We start from the raw sequence: 18,151 nt of genomic DNA on the forward strand, positions 1-18,151 counted from the left end.
GCGTCCATCATGCGCCCGATGGCGACGCGCGTCGACCGTTGATTGTGCCGTTGATCAGGACCGATAGGGTACGACTACCGAGCGGCGTGCCCCACGCGCCGCCGTGGATGAGGGGTCTCGCATATGCCGTTGTCCGACCGCCCACGCCTGCGACGAATCGTCGCGGGGATCACCGCGACACTGCTCGCCGCCACCGGCGCGGTCGTCGTGGGAGCGAGCGATCCAGAGCCCGCTGCGGCCGCCTATCCCGAGTCCGTCAATCCCTTCGCGATCGCCGGCGGCTTCACGGTCTACGCGCGGAAGGACGCGCTGCTGCAGAACCAGGAGACCGAGGGCAGCATCGCGGTGGGCGGCACGGCGACGGTCGCCCCGCAGGCGACCCAGTACACGATCATCCACGTGTCGGCAGGCACCGGGAACTACGACCTCCCCACGGTCGACGGTGATCCCACCCGCTTCCTCGTGAACCGGTACAGCACGTCGAGCACCGGCATCCTCGCCATCACCAGCGCCGGCACATCCGATCCCGCGCTGTGGGGCGACCTCAAGATGGTGCGACGCGACGACGGCTGGCAGGCGTTCGCGCGCGCCGACTGGCTGCGTCTGAACCAGAACCCCTCCAACGTCGATCAGACCCCGCTCATCGACGCGACCCACCAGCAGTATCCGGCGGATGCTGCGCCCCCGGCCAGCGCCGTCGGTGGCGGCAGCATCTTCACAGCGAACACCGCCTCGACCGCGGTCGCCGACTACGTCGAGGCGAATCGCGACGCGTCGTGGGAGGAGGCGTCGAGCTGCTTCGACGACATCGCCGACCCCGCCTCGGGCGTCGGCTACTCCGTCGGCGTGGCCGAGGACGCCGGCGACCGGATCGTGCTCGAAGAGCTGAGCCCCGACCAGCCCAACATCGTGGACTACACCGCCATCGCCGGTGCATCGCTCATCCAGTTCTCCCCCGGCCCGACGCCCGGCGTGTCGAACCCGCTCGTCATCCGCGTGCCCGAGGGGACGACCGAGGTGATCGGCGCGCGGGCGGACCCGCAGGGCGTCCACTCGCCGTACATGGTGTGGGATCTCTCGCAGCTCACTGGCGACGTCACGGTGAGGGCCGGACAGGCCCGCATCGACGGCTCCATCTACGCGCCGAACGCCTCGGTCACCGTCGACGCCGCGCCGCTGGACGGCCAGGTGATCGGCCAGAACGTCACTCTCAAGGGCGGCGAGGTCCACTCGTTCCTCTTCTCGGGCGAGATCTCGTGCGGCGACGCCAGCGGAACGTTCACGGTGCGCAAGGCGCTGACTGGCGATATCGAGGCGGATGACCTCCCCGAGGACGCGACATTCACCGTCAACTACCGCGCCGTCGACCCGGACGGGAACGTGAGCGTCGGCTCGCTCGAGGTGCCCGCCGACGGCACTCCGGTGCCTGCGGGCGAGCGGTTCCCCGAGGACACCGAGGTCACCTTCGAGGAGATCACGCCCGAGTCCGTTCCCGGGTGGGAGTGGGGCGACGCGCAGATCCAGCCGAACCCCCTTGTCGTCGGAACCGGCACCGCTCAGGTCGTCGTGACCAATACCGCGACCCGGCTCACGGGAACCTTCAGCGTCTCCAAGACGATCGACGATCTCACCGGCGGAGACTCCCCGGCGCTCGAGGGCACTGTTCCCGTGTCATGGATCGCTCAGGACGGCGACGAGCAGATCGGCGCCGGCACGCTGAATGTGCCCCTCGATGGCACGGTCGTCGACGTGGGGCAGCAGTTCCCGGTGGGCACCCGCATCATCCTCAGCGAGAACCTCGACGGGATCGCCCCGCCGCCCGGCTACGACTGGAGCGGCATCGGCTGGAATCCGGGTCGCACCTTCGTGATCACGGATGCCGGGACCACCGTCGCCGTCGAACTCACGAACGTCGTCACGCCGACCGGTGACGGGCGCACGATCACGATCGTGAAACACGCTGAAGGCGCTGCTGCGGACCCACGGTTCGGCTATGCGGTCACGTACAACACAGATCCCTCCCCCGAGCGGGCGACACTTCCCCTGCCCGTCGGCGAACCCCAGCTCATCGAGGACCTCGAGACGGGGACCGAGACGCTCGAACTGGCCGAGCTTCCGCCGACGCTCGACGGTGACCCCGTCGCGAACGTCGACGACTGGGTGACGCCTGTCTTCAACGTCACGATCGGCGACGTGACGACTCCCTACGACCCCGCGGGGTTCGGGGAGATCGTGAGCATCCCGCTGCCCGCCGACTCCGACGCCGACATCGAGATCGAGGTGACGAATGCGCTGAAGGAGGGCACGTTCACCATCTCGAAGGAGTTCGACGGCGTCCCGCCCGACCAGGTGCCCCCGGGCCTGGAGTTCACCGTGGTCTGGACGGCCTCCTTTCCGACGACGCAACCCGAGGACGTGATCCAGCGGGGCGTGCTGCGGGTCCCCGGCAACGGCGAGCCCGTGGGCCCGGTCGACGAAGCGGGTGAACCGCTGCTGTTCCCCTACGGCACCGTCGTGACCTACGAGGAGCAGGCTGCACCGACGATTCCGCACCTCTCCTGGCTCGGCGCCGCGTTCGACCTCGAACAGCTCACGATCGGCGCAGACGACCAGGCGGTCGTGCACGCGACGCTCACCAACGACGCATCGCTGATCGAGGGCACCTTCCTGGTGCAGAAGGACGTGTCCGGCATCGACCCGGACGAACTCCTGGTGGACTCCTTCACGATCGACTACGTGGCGCACCTGCCCAGCAGCGACGTGCTGGCGGGCCGGTTCGAGCTGCCGGCCGACGGCACGCCCGCGGGTCCGGTCGACAGCCAGGGCAACCCGATCTCGTTCCCGATCGGCACGGTCGTCAACGTCCTCGAGGAGGAGTCCGACCTGTCTGCGCTCCCCGACGGATACGAGTGGGGTGAGACCACGTGGAGCCCCGGGAACTCCGTCGAGATCGGGCTCAGCGAGACGCCGCCGGTGCTCGAGGTGACGAACTCGGTGGTCGCAATGACCCGCTGGGCCGTCACGAAGGTCGTCGCAGGGAACGGCGCATCGTCAGTCCCGGCGGGGACGAGGTTCCCGGCCGACTGGTGGCTCGACGGGGTCGCTCAGCCCCGCGTCGAGCTCGAGCCGAACGTCACGATCACGTCGCCCTACTTCCCGGTCGGGACGATCATCGAGGCGCGCGAGGCAGACCTGCCGTCGGTCCCCGGGGCGGACTGGGGTACCCCGTTCTGGACGGTCAGCGGAGAAACCCTTGTGCCCGACGAGAGCGGCAAGGTCACGCTGCCGATGTCGGAGGTCCGCACCCCGCAGACCGCGGAGCTGACGCTGACCAACACCCTGACCACGCGCCCGCTCCCCGCCACGGGCGGCGGGGGGCTCTCGCCGTTGGTCCCGCTCGGAGCCGTCGGCCTGATCGCGGTGGGCCTGCTGCTCGCGATGCGGCGCGCGCGACGCGTCTGACGCACGACCGCGATCGCTCGCGAAGAGGGAGGGGACGCAGCATCCGTCCCCTCCCTCTTCCGTGAATCACGCGCCCGGAGTCTGCCCGGGAGGCTCGCCGGGTTGCCCGATGGGCGTACGCGGACGCCACACGACCACTTCGGTCGCGCGTCGCACTCGGGTGCCCTGGCGGAGCGTCACGACCGAGCCGGTGGAACCGGCGGCGAAGACGCGCGCGCCCGGCCGCTTCTCGAGCTCGGCGCGCATACGGTCCTCGAGGTCGCGGACGCGGCCGTGCAGCTCCTGCACGCGGTTCTCGAGCTCGAGGATGCGCACGATCGCGGGAAGCCCGATGCCGTCCGACGACATGCGGGCGACCTCGCGGAGCTGCTCCACGTGCCGCAGCGAATAGCGCCGCGAGCCGCCCTGCGTGCGGGCCGGCACGACCAGGCCGAGCCGGTCGTACTGACGGAGCGTCTGCGGGTGCATGCCCGCCAGCTCGGCGGCGACGGCGATCGCGAAGATCGGGGCATCCTCGTCGATGTCGTCCTCGGTCATTTCGTCACCTCCTCATTGCTCACGAGAACAGGAGATCTCGCCAGGACAGGACGCTTCGCGCGGAATCGCCCTGTTCTCGCCAGATCTCCTGTTCTCGGCAAGCATGTCAGCCCTGCGCCTTGGCCATGAGGTCGGCGCGCGGGTTCTCCTTCGACTCGAGGCTCTGGAAGCGCTCGAGCGCTTCGCGCGCGGCCTCATCGAGGTGCGACGGCACCGCCACCTGAACCTCGGCGAGAAGGTCGCCGGTGCCCTTCGCGGTCTCGACGCCGCGTCCCTTCACGCGCAGCACGCGGCCGGACGGCGTGCCCGGGGCGACGCGCAGCCGCACCGGATCGCCGCCGAGCGTCGGCACCTCGATGGTCGCGCCGAGCGCGGCCTCGGTGAACGTCACGGGCACGGTGACGCGCAGATTGAGCCCGTCCCGCGTGAACACGGGGTGCGGACGCACGGTGACCTGCACCACGATGTCGCCGTTCTCGCCGCCGTCGGGCGAGTGACGCCCGCGGCCGCGCAACCGGATCTTCTGCCCGTCGGCGACGCCGGCCGGGATCTTCACCTTGAACGGCTTGCCGTCCTCGCCCTGCAGGGTGATCGTCTCGCCCTTGGTCGCCGTGAGGAAGTCGATCGTCGTTCGCGCCGTGACGTCCGCTCCGCGGGTCGGGCCGCCGAAGCCGCGGTAGCCGCCGCTGGGCTGCCCGAACCGGCCGGAGCCGAAGCCGGTGCCGCCCTGCTGCTGGTTGAACATCGCGAAGATGTCGTCGAAGTCCTCGGCGCTCTGGTAGCGGGCGCCGCGGCCCTGGTTGAACATCGAGAAGACGTCCTCGAAGCCGCCGGCGCCGCCCGGGCCGCCCGAGGTGAATCGAGCGCCCGAGCCCATCGCGCGGATCTGGTCGTACTCCTTGCGCTGCTCCGCGTCGGAGAGCACCGAGTACGCCTCGCTGACCTCCTTGAACTTCGCCTCGGCGGCCGCATCACCCTGGTTGGAGTCGGGGTGGTACTTCCGCGCGAGCTTGCGGTACGTCTTCTTGAGGTCAGCCTCGCTGACGTCCTTCGAGACGCCGAGCACCGAGTAGAAGTCCTTGTCGAACCAGTCCTGGCTGGCCATGGAGCCTCCTTCGGGCTATTCGGCGGGAACCGCGACGACGACCTTCGCCGGACGCAGCTCCACCGAGCCGAGACGGTAGCCGGTCTCGACGACCTCGAGGATCGTGGTCTCGGTCGCGCCGGGGGTCGGCACCTGGAAGATCGCCTCGTGCTGCTGCGGGTCGAACGCGTCGCCGGCGGCGCCGTACGTGGTGAGCCCGATGCGCTCGGCGACGCCGCGGAGCTTGTCGGCGATCGCAGCGAACGCCGACCCCTCCTCGAGGTCACCGTGCTTCTCGGCCCGGTCGAGATCGTCGAGCACCGGCAGGATGCCCTTCGCGACCGCGCCCTGGGCGCGCTCGATCTCGACCTCGCGCTGTTCCTCCGTGCGGCGACGGTAGTTGGCGTACTCGGCCTGCAGGCGCTTGAGGTCGTTCAGCAGCTGCGACTCGAGGTCGGCGAGCACGGCGTCCTCGGCCGCGGCGTCGGCGTTCTGCGCGGCGCCGAGGATGTCGTCGACGGTGAGCTCGTCGTCCTGCCCGTCCTGCGGCGCGGGGCCGGAGGCGTTCGCCTCCGACCCCTCGCCCTCAGGCCGGACCTCTTCGCCGTCGCCCGGTTCTTCGACCGGTTCGGGGTTGTGGTCCTTGTTCGCCATGGTTACTTCTTCTCGTCCTCTTCGTCGACGACCTCGGCGTCGACGACGTCCTCGTCGGAATCCGTCGAGGCCTGGCCGTCACCGGCGGCGCCGGCCGCACCATCCGGAGCCGCCTGCGAAGCCTGGCTCGACGCGTAGATCGCCTCGCCGAGCTTGCCCTGGCTCTGGTTGAGCTTGTCGAACGCGGTCTTCACGGCGTCGTCGTCCTCGCCCGCGAGCGCGGTCTTGAGTGCGTCGACGTCGCCCTGGACCTCGGTCTTGACGTCTTCCGGGAGCTTGTCCTCGTTCTCCTTGATGAGCTTCTCGATGGAGTACGAGAGCGTCTCGGCCTGGTTGCGGACCTCGGCGGCCTCGCGGCGCTTCTTGTCTTCCGCGGCGTGCTCCTCGGCCTCGCGCACCATGCGCTCGATGTCGTCCTTCGGCAGCGACGAGCCGCCGGTGATCGTCATCGACTGCTCCTTGCCCGTGCCCTTGTCCTTCGCGGACACGTGCACGATGCCGTTCGCGTCGATGTCGAAGGTGACCTCGATCTGCGGGATGCCGCGCGGAGCCGGCGCGATGCCGGTCAGCTCGAAGGTGCCGAGTGGCTTGTTGTCGCGGGTGAACTCACGCTCGCCCTGGAAGACCTGGATCGCGACCGACGGCTGGTTGTCGTCGGCGGTCGTGAAGGTCTCCGAGCGCTTGGTCGGGATGGCGGTGTTGCGCTCGATGAGCTTCGTCATGATGCCGCCCTTGGTCTCGATACCGAGGCTCAGCGGGGTCACGTCGATGAGCAGGACGTCCTTGCGCTCGCCCTTGAGAACACCGGCCTGGAGGGCCGCGCCGACGGCGACGACCTCGTCCGGGTTGACGCCCTTGTTGGGCTCCTTGCCGCCGGTCTCCTTCTTCACCAGCTCCGAGACGGCGGGCATGCGGGTCGAGCCGCCGACGAGCACGACGTGGTCGATGTCGCCGACCTTGATGCCGGCCTCGCGGATGACGTCCTCGAAGGGCTTCTTGGTGCGGTCGAGCAGGTCCTTCGTGAGGTCCTCGAACTTCGCGCGGGTGATCGTCTCGCTCAGCGACACGGGGCCCGAGTCGGTCAGCGACAGGTACGGCAGGTTCACCGACGTGCTCGTCGACGACGACAGCTCCTTCTTCGCCTGCTCCGCGGCCTCCTTGAGGCGCTGCAGCGCGATCTTGTCGCCCGAGACGTCGACGCCGGTGGTGTCCTTGAACTGCTTGATCAGGTAGTCCACGAGGCGCTGGTCCCAGTCGTCGCCGCCGAGGCGGTTGTCACCGGCGGTGGCGCGCACCTGGATGGTCGAGAAGTCGTCGTCCTTGCCCACCTCGAGGAGGGAGACGTCGAACGTGCCGCCACCGAGGTCGAAGACGAGGATGAGCTCGTCCTCCTTGCCCTTGTCGAGGCCGTAGGCCAGGGCCGCCGCGGTGGGCTCGTTGATGATGCGCAGGACGTTCAGGCCCGCGATCTCGCCGGCTTCCTTCGTGGCCTGGCGCTCGGCGTCGTTGAAGTACGCAGGCACGGTGATGACGGCATCCGTCACGGTGTCGCCGAGGTACTGCTCGGCGTCGCGCTTGAGCTTCTGCAGGATGCGCGCGGAGATCTCCTGCGGCGTCCACTTCTTGCCGTCGACGTCGAACGTCCAGTCGGTGCCCATGTGGCGCTTGACCGACGAGACGGTGCGGTCGACGTTGGTGACGGCCTGGCGCTTGGCGGTCTCGCCGACCAGCACCTCGCCGTCCTTGGTGAATGCGACGACCGAGGGGGTCGTGCGGAAGCCCTCGGCGTTCGCGATGACCTTGGGCTCGCCGCCCTCGAGGACGCTCACGACCGAGTTGGTCGTACCGAGGTCGATTCCAACAGCACGTGCCATGTGTATCTCTCCTTCATATGGGCGCAGACGGATGCTGCCACCCGGGGTTACAGGGAAGTCTTCTCGCGGCCCACCCTGAGGTTGAGTCGCGATGGCTCAACCATACGCCCGGGCGCAGCATCCGTCAAATCAAAGTTGATATCGGACGGCTCAACTTTTTAGCGGCCTCGGGGACTGCCGCATACAAACGTCGGCATCACCTAGATCGAGTGCGCGAGCGTCTGCAGCGCGATCACCAGCAGACCGAGGGCGAGAAGGATGCCGAGAGCCAGAAGCTTCTGCCCCCAGCTCAGGCGCGCCCGCCGCACCGCCACCCAGCCGATCACGCCGAGCGTCGCGATGTAGACGATGCTCGAGATCCGCAGCGACGTCGCGAGCTCCATCAGATCGAACCAGGCGAGCAGCAGGAGGATGCCGGGGACGATCATCGTGGAGAGCGCTCCGCCGGCGACGCGGAGCAGCACTGCGAACTCCGCTCGGCTCGGGAACTCCTGATGCACCGCCAGATGCGACACGACGTCCGACACGAACCCCGCCGCGGTGATTCCGATCACACCGAGGACGAGGGCGAAGAACGCGTGATCCGCCTCGGCGTGCTCGCCGGCCGACACCACCAGCACGATGGCGAGTCCCGTGAACGTCGCGTACACGCGCTCCTTGAAGTACCGGACGAAGGCGTCCTGCTGATCGCGGGACCCGTCGAGTCGTCGTTGCTGCATGCGAGAGAGGGAACGGGAGCCGTCGGGGTGCTCTTCGCCGGTCATGCGGTCACCCTAGAACAGTCGGCATACGGATGCTGCCACATCAGGCCGCGCTCACGCCTCGCCGGCGACGGCCGGCCTGCACCTGTCCCGCCCACGCCTCGAACCACCGCGTGTCGGGCAGACGCGCCAGGAGCGGCCCGACGATCATCGTGATCAGCACGTACGCGGTCGCGAAGACGGCGAGCGATCTGTCCACTCCTGCGCCGACGGCGAGCCCGGCGATCACGATCGAGAACTCCCCGCGCGGCGTGAGCGCGAAGCCCGCACGCCATCGACCGGCCTCCGCGATACCCGCGGCACGAGCCGCCAGGTATCCGGTGAGGACCTTCGTCGCCATCGTCACGATCGCGAGCGCCGCGGCCGGAAGGAGGAACCGGACGATGTGGGCCGGATCGGTCGACAGGCCGAAGAAGAGGAAGAACACCGACGCGAAGAGGTCGCGCAGCGGCGCCAGCAGCCGATGCGCGTGCGCAGCGACCGGCCCCGAGATCGCGATGCCGACGAGGAACGCGCCGACGGCGGCCGACACGTTGGCCTGCGCGGCGAGCCCCGCCACGATGAGCGTGAGCCCGAGCACAGACAGCAGGAGCACCTCGGCGTTGCGGGACCACACGAGGCGCGAGACCACCTGGCCGTGCCGCAGCGCGACGTAGAGGATCAGCATCACCGCCGCGAGCGAGACCACGACGGTCACCAGAGCCGCTCCGGCGTCGAGACCGATGAGGACCGCCCTGAGGATCGGCAGGTAGAAGGCCATCGCCAGATCTTCGATGACGAGGATCGACAGCACCACCGGTGTCTCCCGGTTCGCCAGACGCCCGAGATCGTGCAGCATCCTCGCGATCACGCCCGACGACGAGATCCACGTGATCCCCGCCATGGCGAGGGCGGCCACCGGCCCCCAGCCGAGGATGAGCGCGGCCAGAGCCCCCGGGATCGCACCCAGCACCGCGTCGAGCGCGCCGGCACGACGAGAGCGGTGGAGGTTGCCGAAGAGCTCATCGGCCGTGTATTCGAGCCCGAGCATCAGCAGCAGCAGGATCACACCGATCTCGGCGCCGATCTCGATGAACTCCTCGCCGGAGCTGAACGGCAGCAGGCCCCCCTCACCGAAGGCGAGTCCGGCCAGGAGGATCAGGGGGATCGAGGAGATCCCGAGCCGTCCCGCGAGCCGGCCGAGCAGGGAGATGCCGAGGAGGAGCGCGCCGATCTCGATGAGAACGAGCGCCCCGTCGTCCATGTCACGCCCCGTCGATGATCCGGGCGAGATGCTCGAGGCCCTCGGGGGTGCCCACCGCGACGATCGTGTCGCCCACGATCAGGGGATCCAGGGGACCGGGTGCCGGCATCACGGCGCCCCCGCGGACGATGGCCACGATCGAGCACCGCGTCAGGGTGCGTGCCCTCGTGTCGCCGAGGGCACGGCCCGCGAACGGGCTGTCGGCGCGCAGGGTGATGTTGGCCGTCGACAGGCCGTCGATCTGCTCGCGCAGCCCCGCCAGCTGGGTGAGGATCACCGAACCGCCGAGCACCTCCGAGAGGGCGGTCGCCTCCTCGTCGGTCAGGGCGAGCGTCTGTGCGGCACGATCCGGATCGCGCACGTCGGCGACCGCGAGCTCGCGACCGCCGTCGCGGAAGGTGATGACCGAGAGCCGGCGACCGGCACTCGTCTCGAGGTCGTGCCTCACGCCGATCCCCGCCAGCTCTGCACGCTCCACATGCACGGACATGCCCTCATGATGGCACCGTCCGCGAGGTCGCGGTGGGCGATCTCTCGCGCGGTGCCGCGGTGCCGAGGCGGTCAGTCGCACCGGCACCGCTCGTGAACGGCGGGTGTCACCCGCCGAGCATCCCCTCCACCGCCTCGTTCGGCTTCGGGTCGGGCAGCCGTCGCATCCGCACGCCGTTGAGCACACCCAGCACCGCGGCCAGGATCGGGATGAGCAGCGCCACCTGGAGCGCGATGTGGCGGGCCTCGGTGTTGATGCGGATCACCTCGGCCGATGCCTCCGGCGGCTCGTCCGCGAGGAGCTGCTCGAGCCCCGAGTTCGACATGAGCTCCGCGTCTTCCTCCAGCACCGTGGCCACCTGCTCCTGCTGCGCGGAGGTGAGCACCGTGCTCGAGTACGCGAGCGACGTGAACGACGCCGCGAGGGTCGCGAGCATGATGGCGCCTGCGAAGGCGAGGCCGAACGACAGGCCGAACGAGCCGGCCGCGGAGTTGACGCCCGCGGCCTCGCTGACCCGCTCGTCGGAGATCGGCGACAGCGTGTAGTTGTTGAGCTGCGAGACGAGCAGGCCGAGGCCGGAGCCCGCGATGACGAGCGGAACCGTGAGATACCACCCGTTGTCGGCGATGGGCACCAGCGGCACGATCGCGAGCAGGCCCACCGCCGCGAGGGAGAAGCCGAGCAGGATGAGGTTCGCGGGGCGGCCTTTCGCCCGGCGGCCCGCCCAGATCGCGACCGCGAACATGCTGAGCGACAGCGGCGCGATCGAGAGCCCCGCCTGCAGGGCGTTGTACTCCAGCACCATCTGCAGGTAGAGCGGAAGCACGATCATGGTGCCGCCGAGGGCGATCTGCTGCAGCAGCTGCCCGCTCACACCGGTGCGGAACGGCTTCGACGAGAACAGCGCAGGGTCGAGCAGGACGGGCTTGCCGCTCTTCTTGCGCGTGTTGAGCCACCACGCGAGCCCGCCGAGCGCGACGGCGCCGAGGCCGATGATGACGCCGACGTAGCCGCCGCCCTCCTGCCACACCAGGATGCCCAGCACGACGCCGCCCATGCCGATGACCGAGAGCGCCGCGCCCACCAGGTCGATGGAGCGGTCGCCGGTGTACTTGACGTCCTTCACGAGGCCGGCGCCGAGCAGCACGATCGCGATGATGACCGCTTCGAGGCCGAAGGCGACGCGGTACGACCAGAAGGTGGTGATGAAGCCGCCCAGAAGCGGTCCGACCGCGGCCGCGATGGCGGCCGACGCGCCGACGAGCGCGTAGACGCGCTTCTGGTGGGAGCCGGAGAAGTTGCCGTGGATGAGCGACTGCATGGACGGCAGCAGAAGGGATGCTCCGATCCCGCCGATCACGGCCCAGAAGATGATGACGGCTGTCAGGCTCTGGGAGAACGTCATCGCGACCGCGCCGATCGCGTAGCCGACCAGGCCCAGGATGTACGCGAGCTTGCGCCCGATGAGGTCGCCGGTCTTGCCGCCGATCAGGATGAATGCCGCCGAGACCAGGGCTTCCAGCGCGATCGCGCCCTGCACGCCGCTCGCGGTCGTGCCGAGCTCCTTCACAACGGCCGAGATCGAGACGTTCATGATCGACGTGTCGACCACGAGCACGAACATCGCCATGGCGAGAAGGATGGCAAGGCGAGCGTTGAACTTCGTCTCGGGCGAGGATTCCCCTGTCATGAACGAAGCAAACCATCAGCGTGCTTCCGAGCGCTACTTTGATTGCGCACCAGTTCTTCGAAGGGCACTCCCGTGACAGATACGAGCTCACCCGCCCCCGGCGCCGACGGGTCCGGCGGCCCCTCGCAGCCCGGCCGCCCGGCGGGATCCGGCCCCTCGGCGGAGCACGTGCTGTCGACCGCGGCCCTCAGCACGGACGGCCTCGGCGACACCCCGGTGCCACGGCGGCGCGTGTTCGCGTGGGCGCTGTGGGACTGGGCGACACAGCCCTTCAACTCGGTCATCCTGACCTTCGTCTTCGTGTCGCTGTACCTGGTCTCCGACGCGTTCCTGCCGGCCGACGTCGCGGCGCAGAACGCCGACGGCGACCTGGTGTGCTCGAGCGCGGCGGACTCGGGCACCGCGTACTGCGGCGCGCTCGCCGATCTGTCGGAGTGGTACGGCTGGGTCACCTTCGCCGCCGGCATCCTGATCCTCGTGCTCGCGCCGGTGCTGGGTCAGCGCGCCGACGCCGCCGGCACGAAGAAGCGGTGGGTGGTCGGCGCGACCGCCGCGCTTGCGCTCCTGCAGTTCGCGCTCTTCTTCGTGTACTCCGAGCCGCAGTTCTTCTGGCTCGGCGCGATCCTCGTCGCCCTCGGATCGGTCTCGTCCGAGATCGCCGGCGTCAATTACAACGCGATGCTCGTGCAGGTCTCGACGCCGAAGACCATCGGCCGCGTCAGCGGCCTCGGCTGGGGCATGGGCTACATCGGAGGCATCCTCGCGCTCGCCCTCGTCGTCGTGCTCAACACGTTCGACTGGTTCGGCCTCGACGTGTCGGACGGCCTCGCCTACCGCCTCATCGCGGTCGGCGCGGCGGTGTGGACGGTGCTGTTCGCGCTGCCCTTCGTCTTCCTGGTGCCGGAGTCGCCGGCCGATCCGGGCCGACGGAAGGTCGGGTTCTTCGAGGGCTACGTCGTGCTCGTGCACGATATCGTCGCTCTCTTCCGCGAGCATCGGCCGACCTTCTGGTTCCTCATCGCGAGCGCCGTCTACCGCGACGGCCTCGCGGGCGTCTTCGCGTTCGGCGGAGTGCTCGCCGCGGTGTCGTTCGGGTTCAGCGCGACCGAGGTCATCGCATTCGGCATCGCCCTCAACCTCGTCGCCGGTGTCTCCACCATCATCGCCGGCCGCCTCGACGACCGCTTCGGGGCGCGAGCGGTCATCATCACGGCGCTCACGATCCTCATCGTCAGCGCGCTGTTCGTCTTCTTCCTCCGCGAAGGCGGCAAGCCGGTGTTCTGGGTCGGCGGCATCATCCTGTCGGCCGCGGTCGGCCCGGCGCAGGCGTCGAGCCGTTCGCTGCTCGCGCGCGTCACGCCGACGGGGATGCAGGGTGAGGTGTTCGGCCTGTACGCGACGACCGGCCGCGTGATGAGCTTCCTCTCGCCTCTGCTGTGGGCGCTGTTCATCGGCTGGTTCGGCGCGACCCACTACGGCATCCTCGGCATCGTCATCGTGCTGCTCGCCGGGCTCCTGCTGCTGATCCCCGTGAAGCTTCGGCCGCAGGACATCGCCCGCTGACCGCAGCGGACAGGTCCCGCCGGTCGCAACGGCCGTCGCATCGGATACCCTCGCTTTCGGGCACCATGCGGACGGGGGGTCGTCGCGCACGCGTGTCTCACCTCGCCGAACCCGAGAGGCACCGTGACGACCCCGCCGATCCCGCGCCTGCGCATCGAGCGCGCCGAGCGCCTGCGCGCCGCTCGTCACCGCCGCGCGGTCCGCTATTGGTGGGTGCTGATCGCGTGGCTGCTGTCGATATGGATCGGCACGTCGGTCGTCCCTCACGAGTGGCTGCACGCGCCGGCGCTCTTCGGCCACCTCGCCTCGGTGATCGTGGGGCTCGGTGCAGCGGTGCTGCTCGAGATGAGCGGACTGCTCTGGATGCTGCGGCGCACGTCCCTCGAGGATCTGCGCCGCACCGAGCCCCCCGTCACCGCCCTGGCGTGGCTCGGCATCGCGGGCCTGCTCGCCACGGGCGCCTTCCTCCAGCCGGACCTCTCGCATCCCCTCACCGCGATCAAGCTGACGGCCGTGCTGGTCGCCGCGATGAACGGCGTCGCGATGACACGGCTGACCGATCAGCTCGACCGGCTGCCCGGCCGGGTGCGGTTCTCGGCACTCCCCGGCAGGCTGCGGCTCTGGTGCATCTGGAGCGCCGTCGTATCGCAGACTGCATGGTGGACGGCGGTTCTGATCGGCATGTTGAACACCGCTTCACGGTGATCTCACGGCGTCCTCGCCCTCGCCTCGCACCTTCACTCGGGTTAGGCTCTAGCCACACACCGGACTTGGGACCGGTGCCCCCCGCCCGGCCTCACGGCCGTACCCGCTTCGAGGATCACCCCCATGCGCGATGGAACGCGCGGTGACGAGGACGTCCCTGGCCCCCGCCGGGGCCAGACCCCGCCGCCGAAGACCGCACCTATGACATCGGCGTCTTCGCCGACCGCTTCCGCCACCTTCTCGAGCCCCGCCGCGGCGTCGAAGCCGTCGGCCATCGACGAGCGCCGCGAGCGCCGTCGCAGGCGCCGCCGTCAGGCGCTGATCGCCACGATCATCGCCGGCATCCTCGTGCTGGTCGGCTCGATCGGCACCGTGTCGTACGCGATCGTCTCGAATCTCTCCGGCGCCGAGGAGCCGGTCGCCGAGCCTGCTCCGGCGGCGCCGGCCGCCGCCGAGCCGATCTTCTTCCCCGAGGACGAGCCCGCCGCCACCGCCGGCGCGGAGCCCTGCGCGACGGTCCAGGTGCTGTCGTCGTTCGAGAACGCCGAGATGGCCGAGGGCCTCGCCGCCGCCTACAACAGCCAGCCGCGCAATGTCGCGGGCTCCTGCGTGACGGTCACCACCACTCGCGAGAAGTCGGGGGTGGCCGCCGCCGTCGTCGCGTCGGGCTTCCCGAACCTCGCCGACGAGCAGAAGCCCACCGTGTGGCTGCCCGATTCGTCGACCTGGGTCGACGTCGCGCAGGCGGAGGGCGCCACCAGCCTCCGCGCCGAGGGCACGAGCGTCGCGCTCTCCGACATCGTGCTCGCCATGCCCGAGAACCTGGCAGCGGCGATCGGATGGGATGCCGAAGCGCCGACGTGGGCCGAGATCTTCGAATCCGCAGGCGACCCCGACCTCTGGAGTGGTCTCGGCCACCCCGAGTGGGGCGCGTTCAAGCTCGGCAAGACGAGCCCGCTCGTCGCGACGAGCGGCGAGGCCGCGATGTTCGCGTCCTACGGCACCGCCGCGGGCTCGATGACCGACTTCACCGCCGCCCAGGTGCAGGACCCCGCCGTGCAGGCGGAGGTGCACGAGAACGAGAAGGCGACGAGCCACTACATGGCGACGCCCGAGCACTTCCTCTGGCACGCGCGCCAGGCCGAGGCATCCGGATCCACTGCGGACTTCCTCTCGGCGGTCATCGTCGACGAGAAGTCGGTGTGGGACTACAACCGCGGCATCACCAGCCGCGACGGCATCACGCGCACGCAGGCCGACCCGCCGGCCGAGCAGCTCGTGCCGATCTACCCGGCCGACGGCTACTACTCGGCCGACAACCCGGTCATGCGCCTCACCGGCGCGTGGGTCGACCCGGTCGAATCCGAGGCGGCGGCGGATTTCATCCGCTTCACGCACACCGCACAGGGTCAGGCGGCCGTGCGCACCGCCGGCTACCGCGACCTCAACCGCGACCTCGACGAGGGCGTCCAGCAGGTCGGTCAGCTCGACGGCGAGCAGGGCGGCACGCTCGCCTTCCCCGCCGCCGACGTCGTGACCGCGGTGCAGGCGTCGTTCCCCGATGTCCGCAAGCGCGCGAACGTGCTCTTCCTGCTCGACGCGTCGGGATCGATGGACGAGCCGATCTCGGCGACCGACACCAAGCTGACCCAGGCCCGCAAGGCGATCGAGGCCGCCCTCGGCCACTTCACGAGCGGCGACGACGTCGGCCTCGCCGCCTTCGCGCAAGCGCCCGACGGGGCGATGGTGCCTGGCCTCGTGTCTCCGGTCTCCGACATCGGCTCATCGCGGGACGCGTTCCTGGGCGCGCTCGGCGGAATCACGTCGATGGGCGACACCCCGCTGTACCAGGCTGTCGACACCTTCGCGGCGCAGCAGGCGGCGTCGTGGTCGAGCGACCACATCAACGCCATCGTGCTGCTCTCGGACGGCGAGAACGACACCCCGAACGCCCCGACCATCGGCGCCGAGCAGATGCTCGCGAACCTGCAGGACATGCACCACGCCACCCCGGTGCTGATCTTCACACTCGCCTACGGGGCGGACGCCGACGTGGCGACGCTGCAGTCGATCTCGAGCGCCACCGGCGCGCACTACTACGACGCGACCGACCCGTCGAAGCTCGAGGCTGTGCTCGGCGACCTCGTCACCAGCTTCTGACCCCACCGGCTCGTCTGTCACGATCTGCCGCTCGCGCGGGAGCATCGTGACAGGCGAGCGTCAGTTGGCGCCGGGCCAGGAGTCCGCGAGCTTGGTCAGCAGCCGGGCGAGCTCGGCGCGCTCCTCATCGGTGAAGGCGGCGAGCGCCGAGTCGATCGCCTCGCGCCGCTCGCCGCGGAATCCGCGCACCAGGCGGGTGCCGGCGTCTGTCAACGCGACGCGCGTGCGGCGGGCATCGTCGGGGTCGGCCTCGCGCCGCACCAGGTCCATGGCCACGGCCTGCTGTACGAGTCGCGACGCCCGCGGCTGATCGACGCCCACGGCGTCGGCGATCTCCCCCACCGAGAGGGGATGGGATGCTGCGGCCAACGCGTCGAGCAGCCTCATGCGCGCGGGTCCGCCGAAGCGTCCACCGCCGGCCCAGGGCGGTGCCCCGAACCCGGGGCCCGGTCCCCCGCGACCCCACGGACCGCCGCGACCCGCGAAGCCGTGGGTCGTGCCGTCGGCGTGGATGTGCGCCGCGCCATCGCCGCCATGTCCGTGCGGGCCGGCGTGACCGTGTGCGTGCGGGCCCGCGGAGTGCGGACCGGGGCCCTCCATCCACGGCGGGCGAGGGCCGCGTCGCCCGCGGAGTCGGGCGAGGGCTGCGGCGATCGCGTCGGACGGGTCGTCGGGGGTGGACGGCATGCTTCCAATTTACATGCGACTTGACATGCATCTGGAATACATGTCACACTGCATGTACATGCACTTCGACATGTATCACCCGGCGGCTTTCGAGCCGCCCTCGAAAGGACTTCCCATGAACGACATCGACGACAACGAAGAGAACGACACCAGCGGCCCCGGCGACGCGCGGCCGCTGGGCTACTGGCTGCGCGCGGTCGACGGCCTGCTGACCCGCGAGTTCGCGAAGGCGCTCGAGGCGGAGGGCATCACGCGACGCGACTGGATGCTGCTGAATGTGCTCTCGGGCGACATCGACGCCCCCGAGTTCCGTGAGCGCCTCGCCCGCAAGGGCAAGCGTCTGCGCGGTCTCGAAGAGCGCGGCTGGGCAGAGGAGCAGGGCGACGGAACCTGGACTCTGACCGACCTCGGCCGCGCCGAGAAGCAGCGCATCGGCACGATCGTCGACGGGCTCCGAGCGCGTGTGGTTGCGGCCGTCGGCGACGACGAGGCCTATGCCGCCCTGACCGGCTCGCTCGAGGCGATCGCCCGCGAACTGGGGTGGGACGAAGACGCCACCGGCCCTGAGCGCGGCTTCGGCGGCTTCGGCGGCTTCGGCCCCGGCTTCGGTCCGCGCTTCGGTCCGGGCTTCGGCGGCTTCGGCCCCGGCTTCGGCGGGCGTCCGCGCCCGTTCGACCCCGACATCCACGACGGCTACGGCCGCAACCGTCATCGCGGGTTCGCCCCCGGGCGACCGGGCCACCCGGCCGAGCGCTTCGACGAACCCCTGCGGGGTCACGCGGACGAGGGCTGCCACGGCCACCACACCCACCACGACCGCGAGACTCACGGCCACGGCGGCCACGGTCACGGCGGCCACGGTCACGGCAGCCATCGCGGTCACGGTTACCACGGCGAGCGCGGCGACCACGGTCGCGGCGGTCGCCGGTCGCAGCACGCGTACGAGCGCGGCTTCGACGCCGGCTTCGCGCGCGGCCGGGAGTCCGGCGCAGCCTGAGCCGCAGCATCCGTCCCCCGAAGGGTGGTCCCGGACCGCGGGACCACCCTTCGGCGTTTCATCCCGCGGTCCGGGTTTCGCAGGAGACCCAGCCTGAGATCCTGCGAAGTCCGGACATCGCACGGAGCGCGACCGTGCCGACACAGCCGGTGAGCCCCCTTTCCGTCCAGGTTTCGCAGGAGACCCAGCCTGAGATCCTGCGAAGTCCGGACATCGCACGGCGACGGGGGGGACGGGGCGGACG

14 protein-coding genes are annotated in these 18,151 nt (G+C 70.0%); 5 read left to right on the top strand and 9 right to left on the bottom strand.

What is annotated here, in order from left to right; translation table 11 throughout:
- Positions 1-123: 123 nt before the first annotated feature.
- Positions 124-3,462 (top strand): DUF5979 domain-containing protein, encoded by a 3,339-nt coding sequence (locus JNB61_RS06515; protein ID WP_220339099.1) that lies wholly within the window; start codon positions 124-126, stop codon positions 3,460-3,462.
- 66 nt (positions 3,463-3,528) lie between these two features.
- Here JNB61_RS06515 and JNB61_RS06520 read toward each other — a convergent pair whose 3' ends face one another.
- The 8 genes from JNB61_RS06520 to JNB61_RS06555 form a co-directional block, all read right to left on the bottom strand.
- Positions 3,529-3,999, bottom strand: a complete 471-nt coding sequence (locus tag JNB61_RS06520) for a heat shock protein transcriptional repressor HspR (RefSeq protein WP_220288706.1) — start codon at positions 3,997-3,999, stop codon at positions 3,529-3,531.
- Between the two features lie 106 nt (positions 4,000-4,105).
- Positions 4,106-5,104 (bottom strand): DnaJ C-terminal domain-containing protein, encoded by a 999-nt coding sequence (locus JNB61_RS06525; protein WP_159841001.1) that lies wholly within the window; start codon positions 5,102-5,104, stop codon positions 4,106-4,108.
- Positions 5,105-5,119: 15 nt separating this feature from the next.
- Positions 5,120-5,737: a nucleotide exchange factor GrpE gene (locus tag JNB61_RS06530; protein ID WP_159840999.1), complete on the bottom strand. Its 618-nt coding sequence runs from the start codon at positions 5,735-5,737 to the stop codon at positions 5,120-5,122.
- A gap of 2 nt (positions 5,738-5,739) precedes the next feature.
- Positions 5,740-7,611 (bottom strand): molecular chaperone DnaK, encoded by a 1,872-nt coding sequence (gene dnaK, locus JNB61_RS06535; RefSeq protein ID WP_220288705.1) that lies wholly within the window; start codon positions 7,609-7,611, stop codon positions 5,740-5,742.
- Between the two features lie 200 nt (positions 7,612-7,811).
- The gene (locus JNB61_RS06540; RefSeq protein WP_220339100.1) at positions 7,812-8,375 is read right to left on the bottom strand and encodes a hypothetical protein; all 564 of its coding nucleotides are present in this window, start codon (positions 8,373-8,375) and stop codon (positions 7,812-7,814) included.
- Between the two features lie 40 nt (positions 8,376-8,415).
- Positions 8,416-9,615, bottom strand: coding sequence for a cation:proton antiporter (locus JNB61_RS06545; RefSeq protein ID WP_220339101.1), 1,200 nt, complete (start codon positions 9,613-9,615; stop codon positions 8,416-8,418).
- A gap of 1 nt (position 9,616) precedes the next feature.
- A complete protein-coding gene (locus JNB61_RS06550; protein WP_159840993.1) occupies positions 9,617-10,105 on the bottom strand; it encodes a cation:proton antiporter regulatory subunit in 489 nt (162 codons plus the stop codon).
- Between the two features lie 106 nt (positions 10,106-10,211).
- Positions 10,212-11,795, bottom strand: a complete 1,584-nt coding sequence (locus JNB61_RS06555) for an MFS transporter (RefSeq protein WP_220288703.1) — start codon at positions 11,793-11,795, stop codon at positions 10,212-10,214.
- A gap of 72 nt (positions 11,796-11,867) precedes the next feature.
- On the opposite strand from JNB61_RS06555, the gene JNB61_RS06560 reads away from it, so the two are divergent.
- The 3 genes from JNB61_RS06560 (at position 11,868) to JNB61_RS06570 (ending at position 16,223) form a co-directional block, all read left to right on the top strand.
- Complete coding sequence (locus JNB61_RS06560; protein WP_308291214.1) at positions 11,868-13,358, top strand: MFS transporter; 1,491 nt, start codon at positions 11,868-11,870, stop codon at positions 13,356-13,358.
- Positions 13,359-13,481: 123 nt separating this feature from the next.
- Positions 13,482-14,063: a hypothetical protein gene (locus tag JNB61_RS06565; RefSeq protein WP_220288702.1), complete on the top strand. Its 582-nt coding sequence runs from the start codon at positions 13,482-13,484 to the stop codon at positions 14,061-14,063.
- A 201-nt stretch (positions 14,064-14,264) separates the two neighbouring features.
- Positions 14,265-16,223: a vWA domain-containing protein gene (locus tag JNB61_RS06570; RefSeq protein WP_223214649.1), complete on the top strand. Its 1,959-nt coding sequence runs from the start codon at positions 14,265-14,267 to the stop codon at positions 16,221-16,223.
- A 60-nt stretch (positions 16,224-16,283) separates the two neighbouring features.
- Here JNB61_RS06570 and JNB61_RS20020 read toward each other — a convergent pair whose 3' ends face one another.
- The gene (locus JNB61_RS20020; protein ID WP_223214650.1) at positions 16,284-16,910 is read right to left on the bottom strand and encodes a MarR family winged helix-turn-helix transcriptional regulator; all 627 of its coding nucleotides are present in this window, start codon (positions 16,908-16,910) and stop codon (positions 16,284-16,286) included.
- A 115-nt stretch (positions 16,911-17,025) separates the two neighbouring features.
- Here JNB61_RS20020 and JNB61_RS06580 point away from each other — a divergent pair, with 115 nt between their 5' ends.
- The gene (locus JNB61_RS06580; RefSeq protein ID WP_220339103.1) at positions 17,026-17,907 is read left to right on the top strand and encodes a MarR family winged helix-turn-helix transcriptional regulator; all 882 of its coding nucleotides are present in this window, start codon (positions 17,026-17,028) and stop codon (positions 17,905-17,907) included.
- Positions 17,908-18,151 lie beyond the last annotated feature (244 nt).

Source organism: Microbacterium ureisolvens (assembly GCF_019511645.1).
Classification (GTDB): domain Bacteria; phylum Actinomycetota; class Actinomycetes; order Actinomycetales; family Microbacteriaceae; genus Microbacterium; species Microbacterium ureisolvens_A.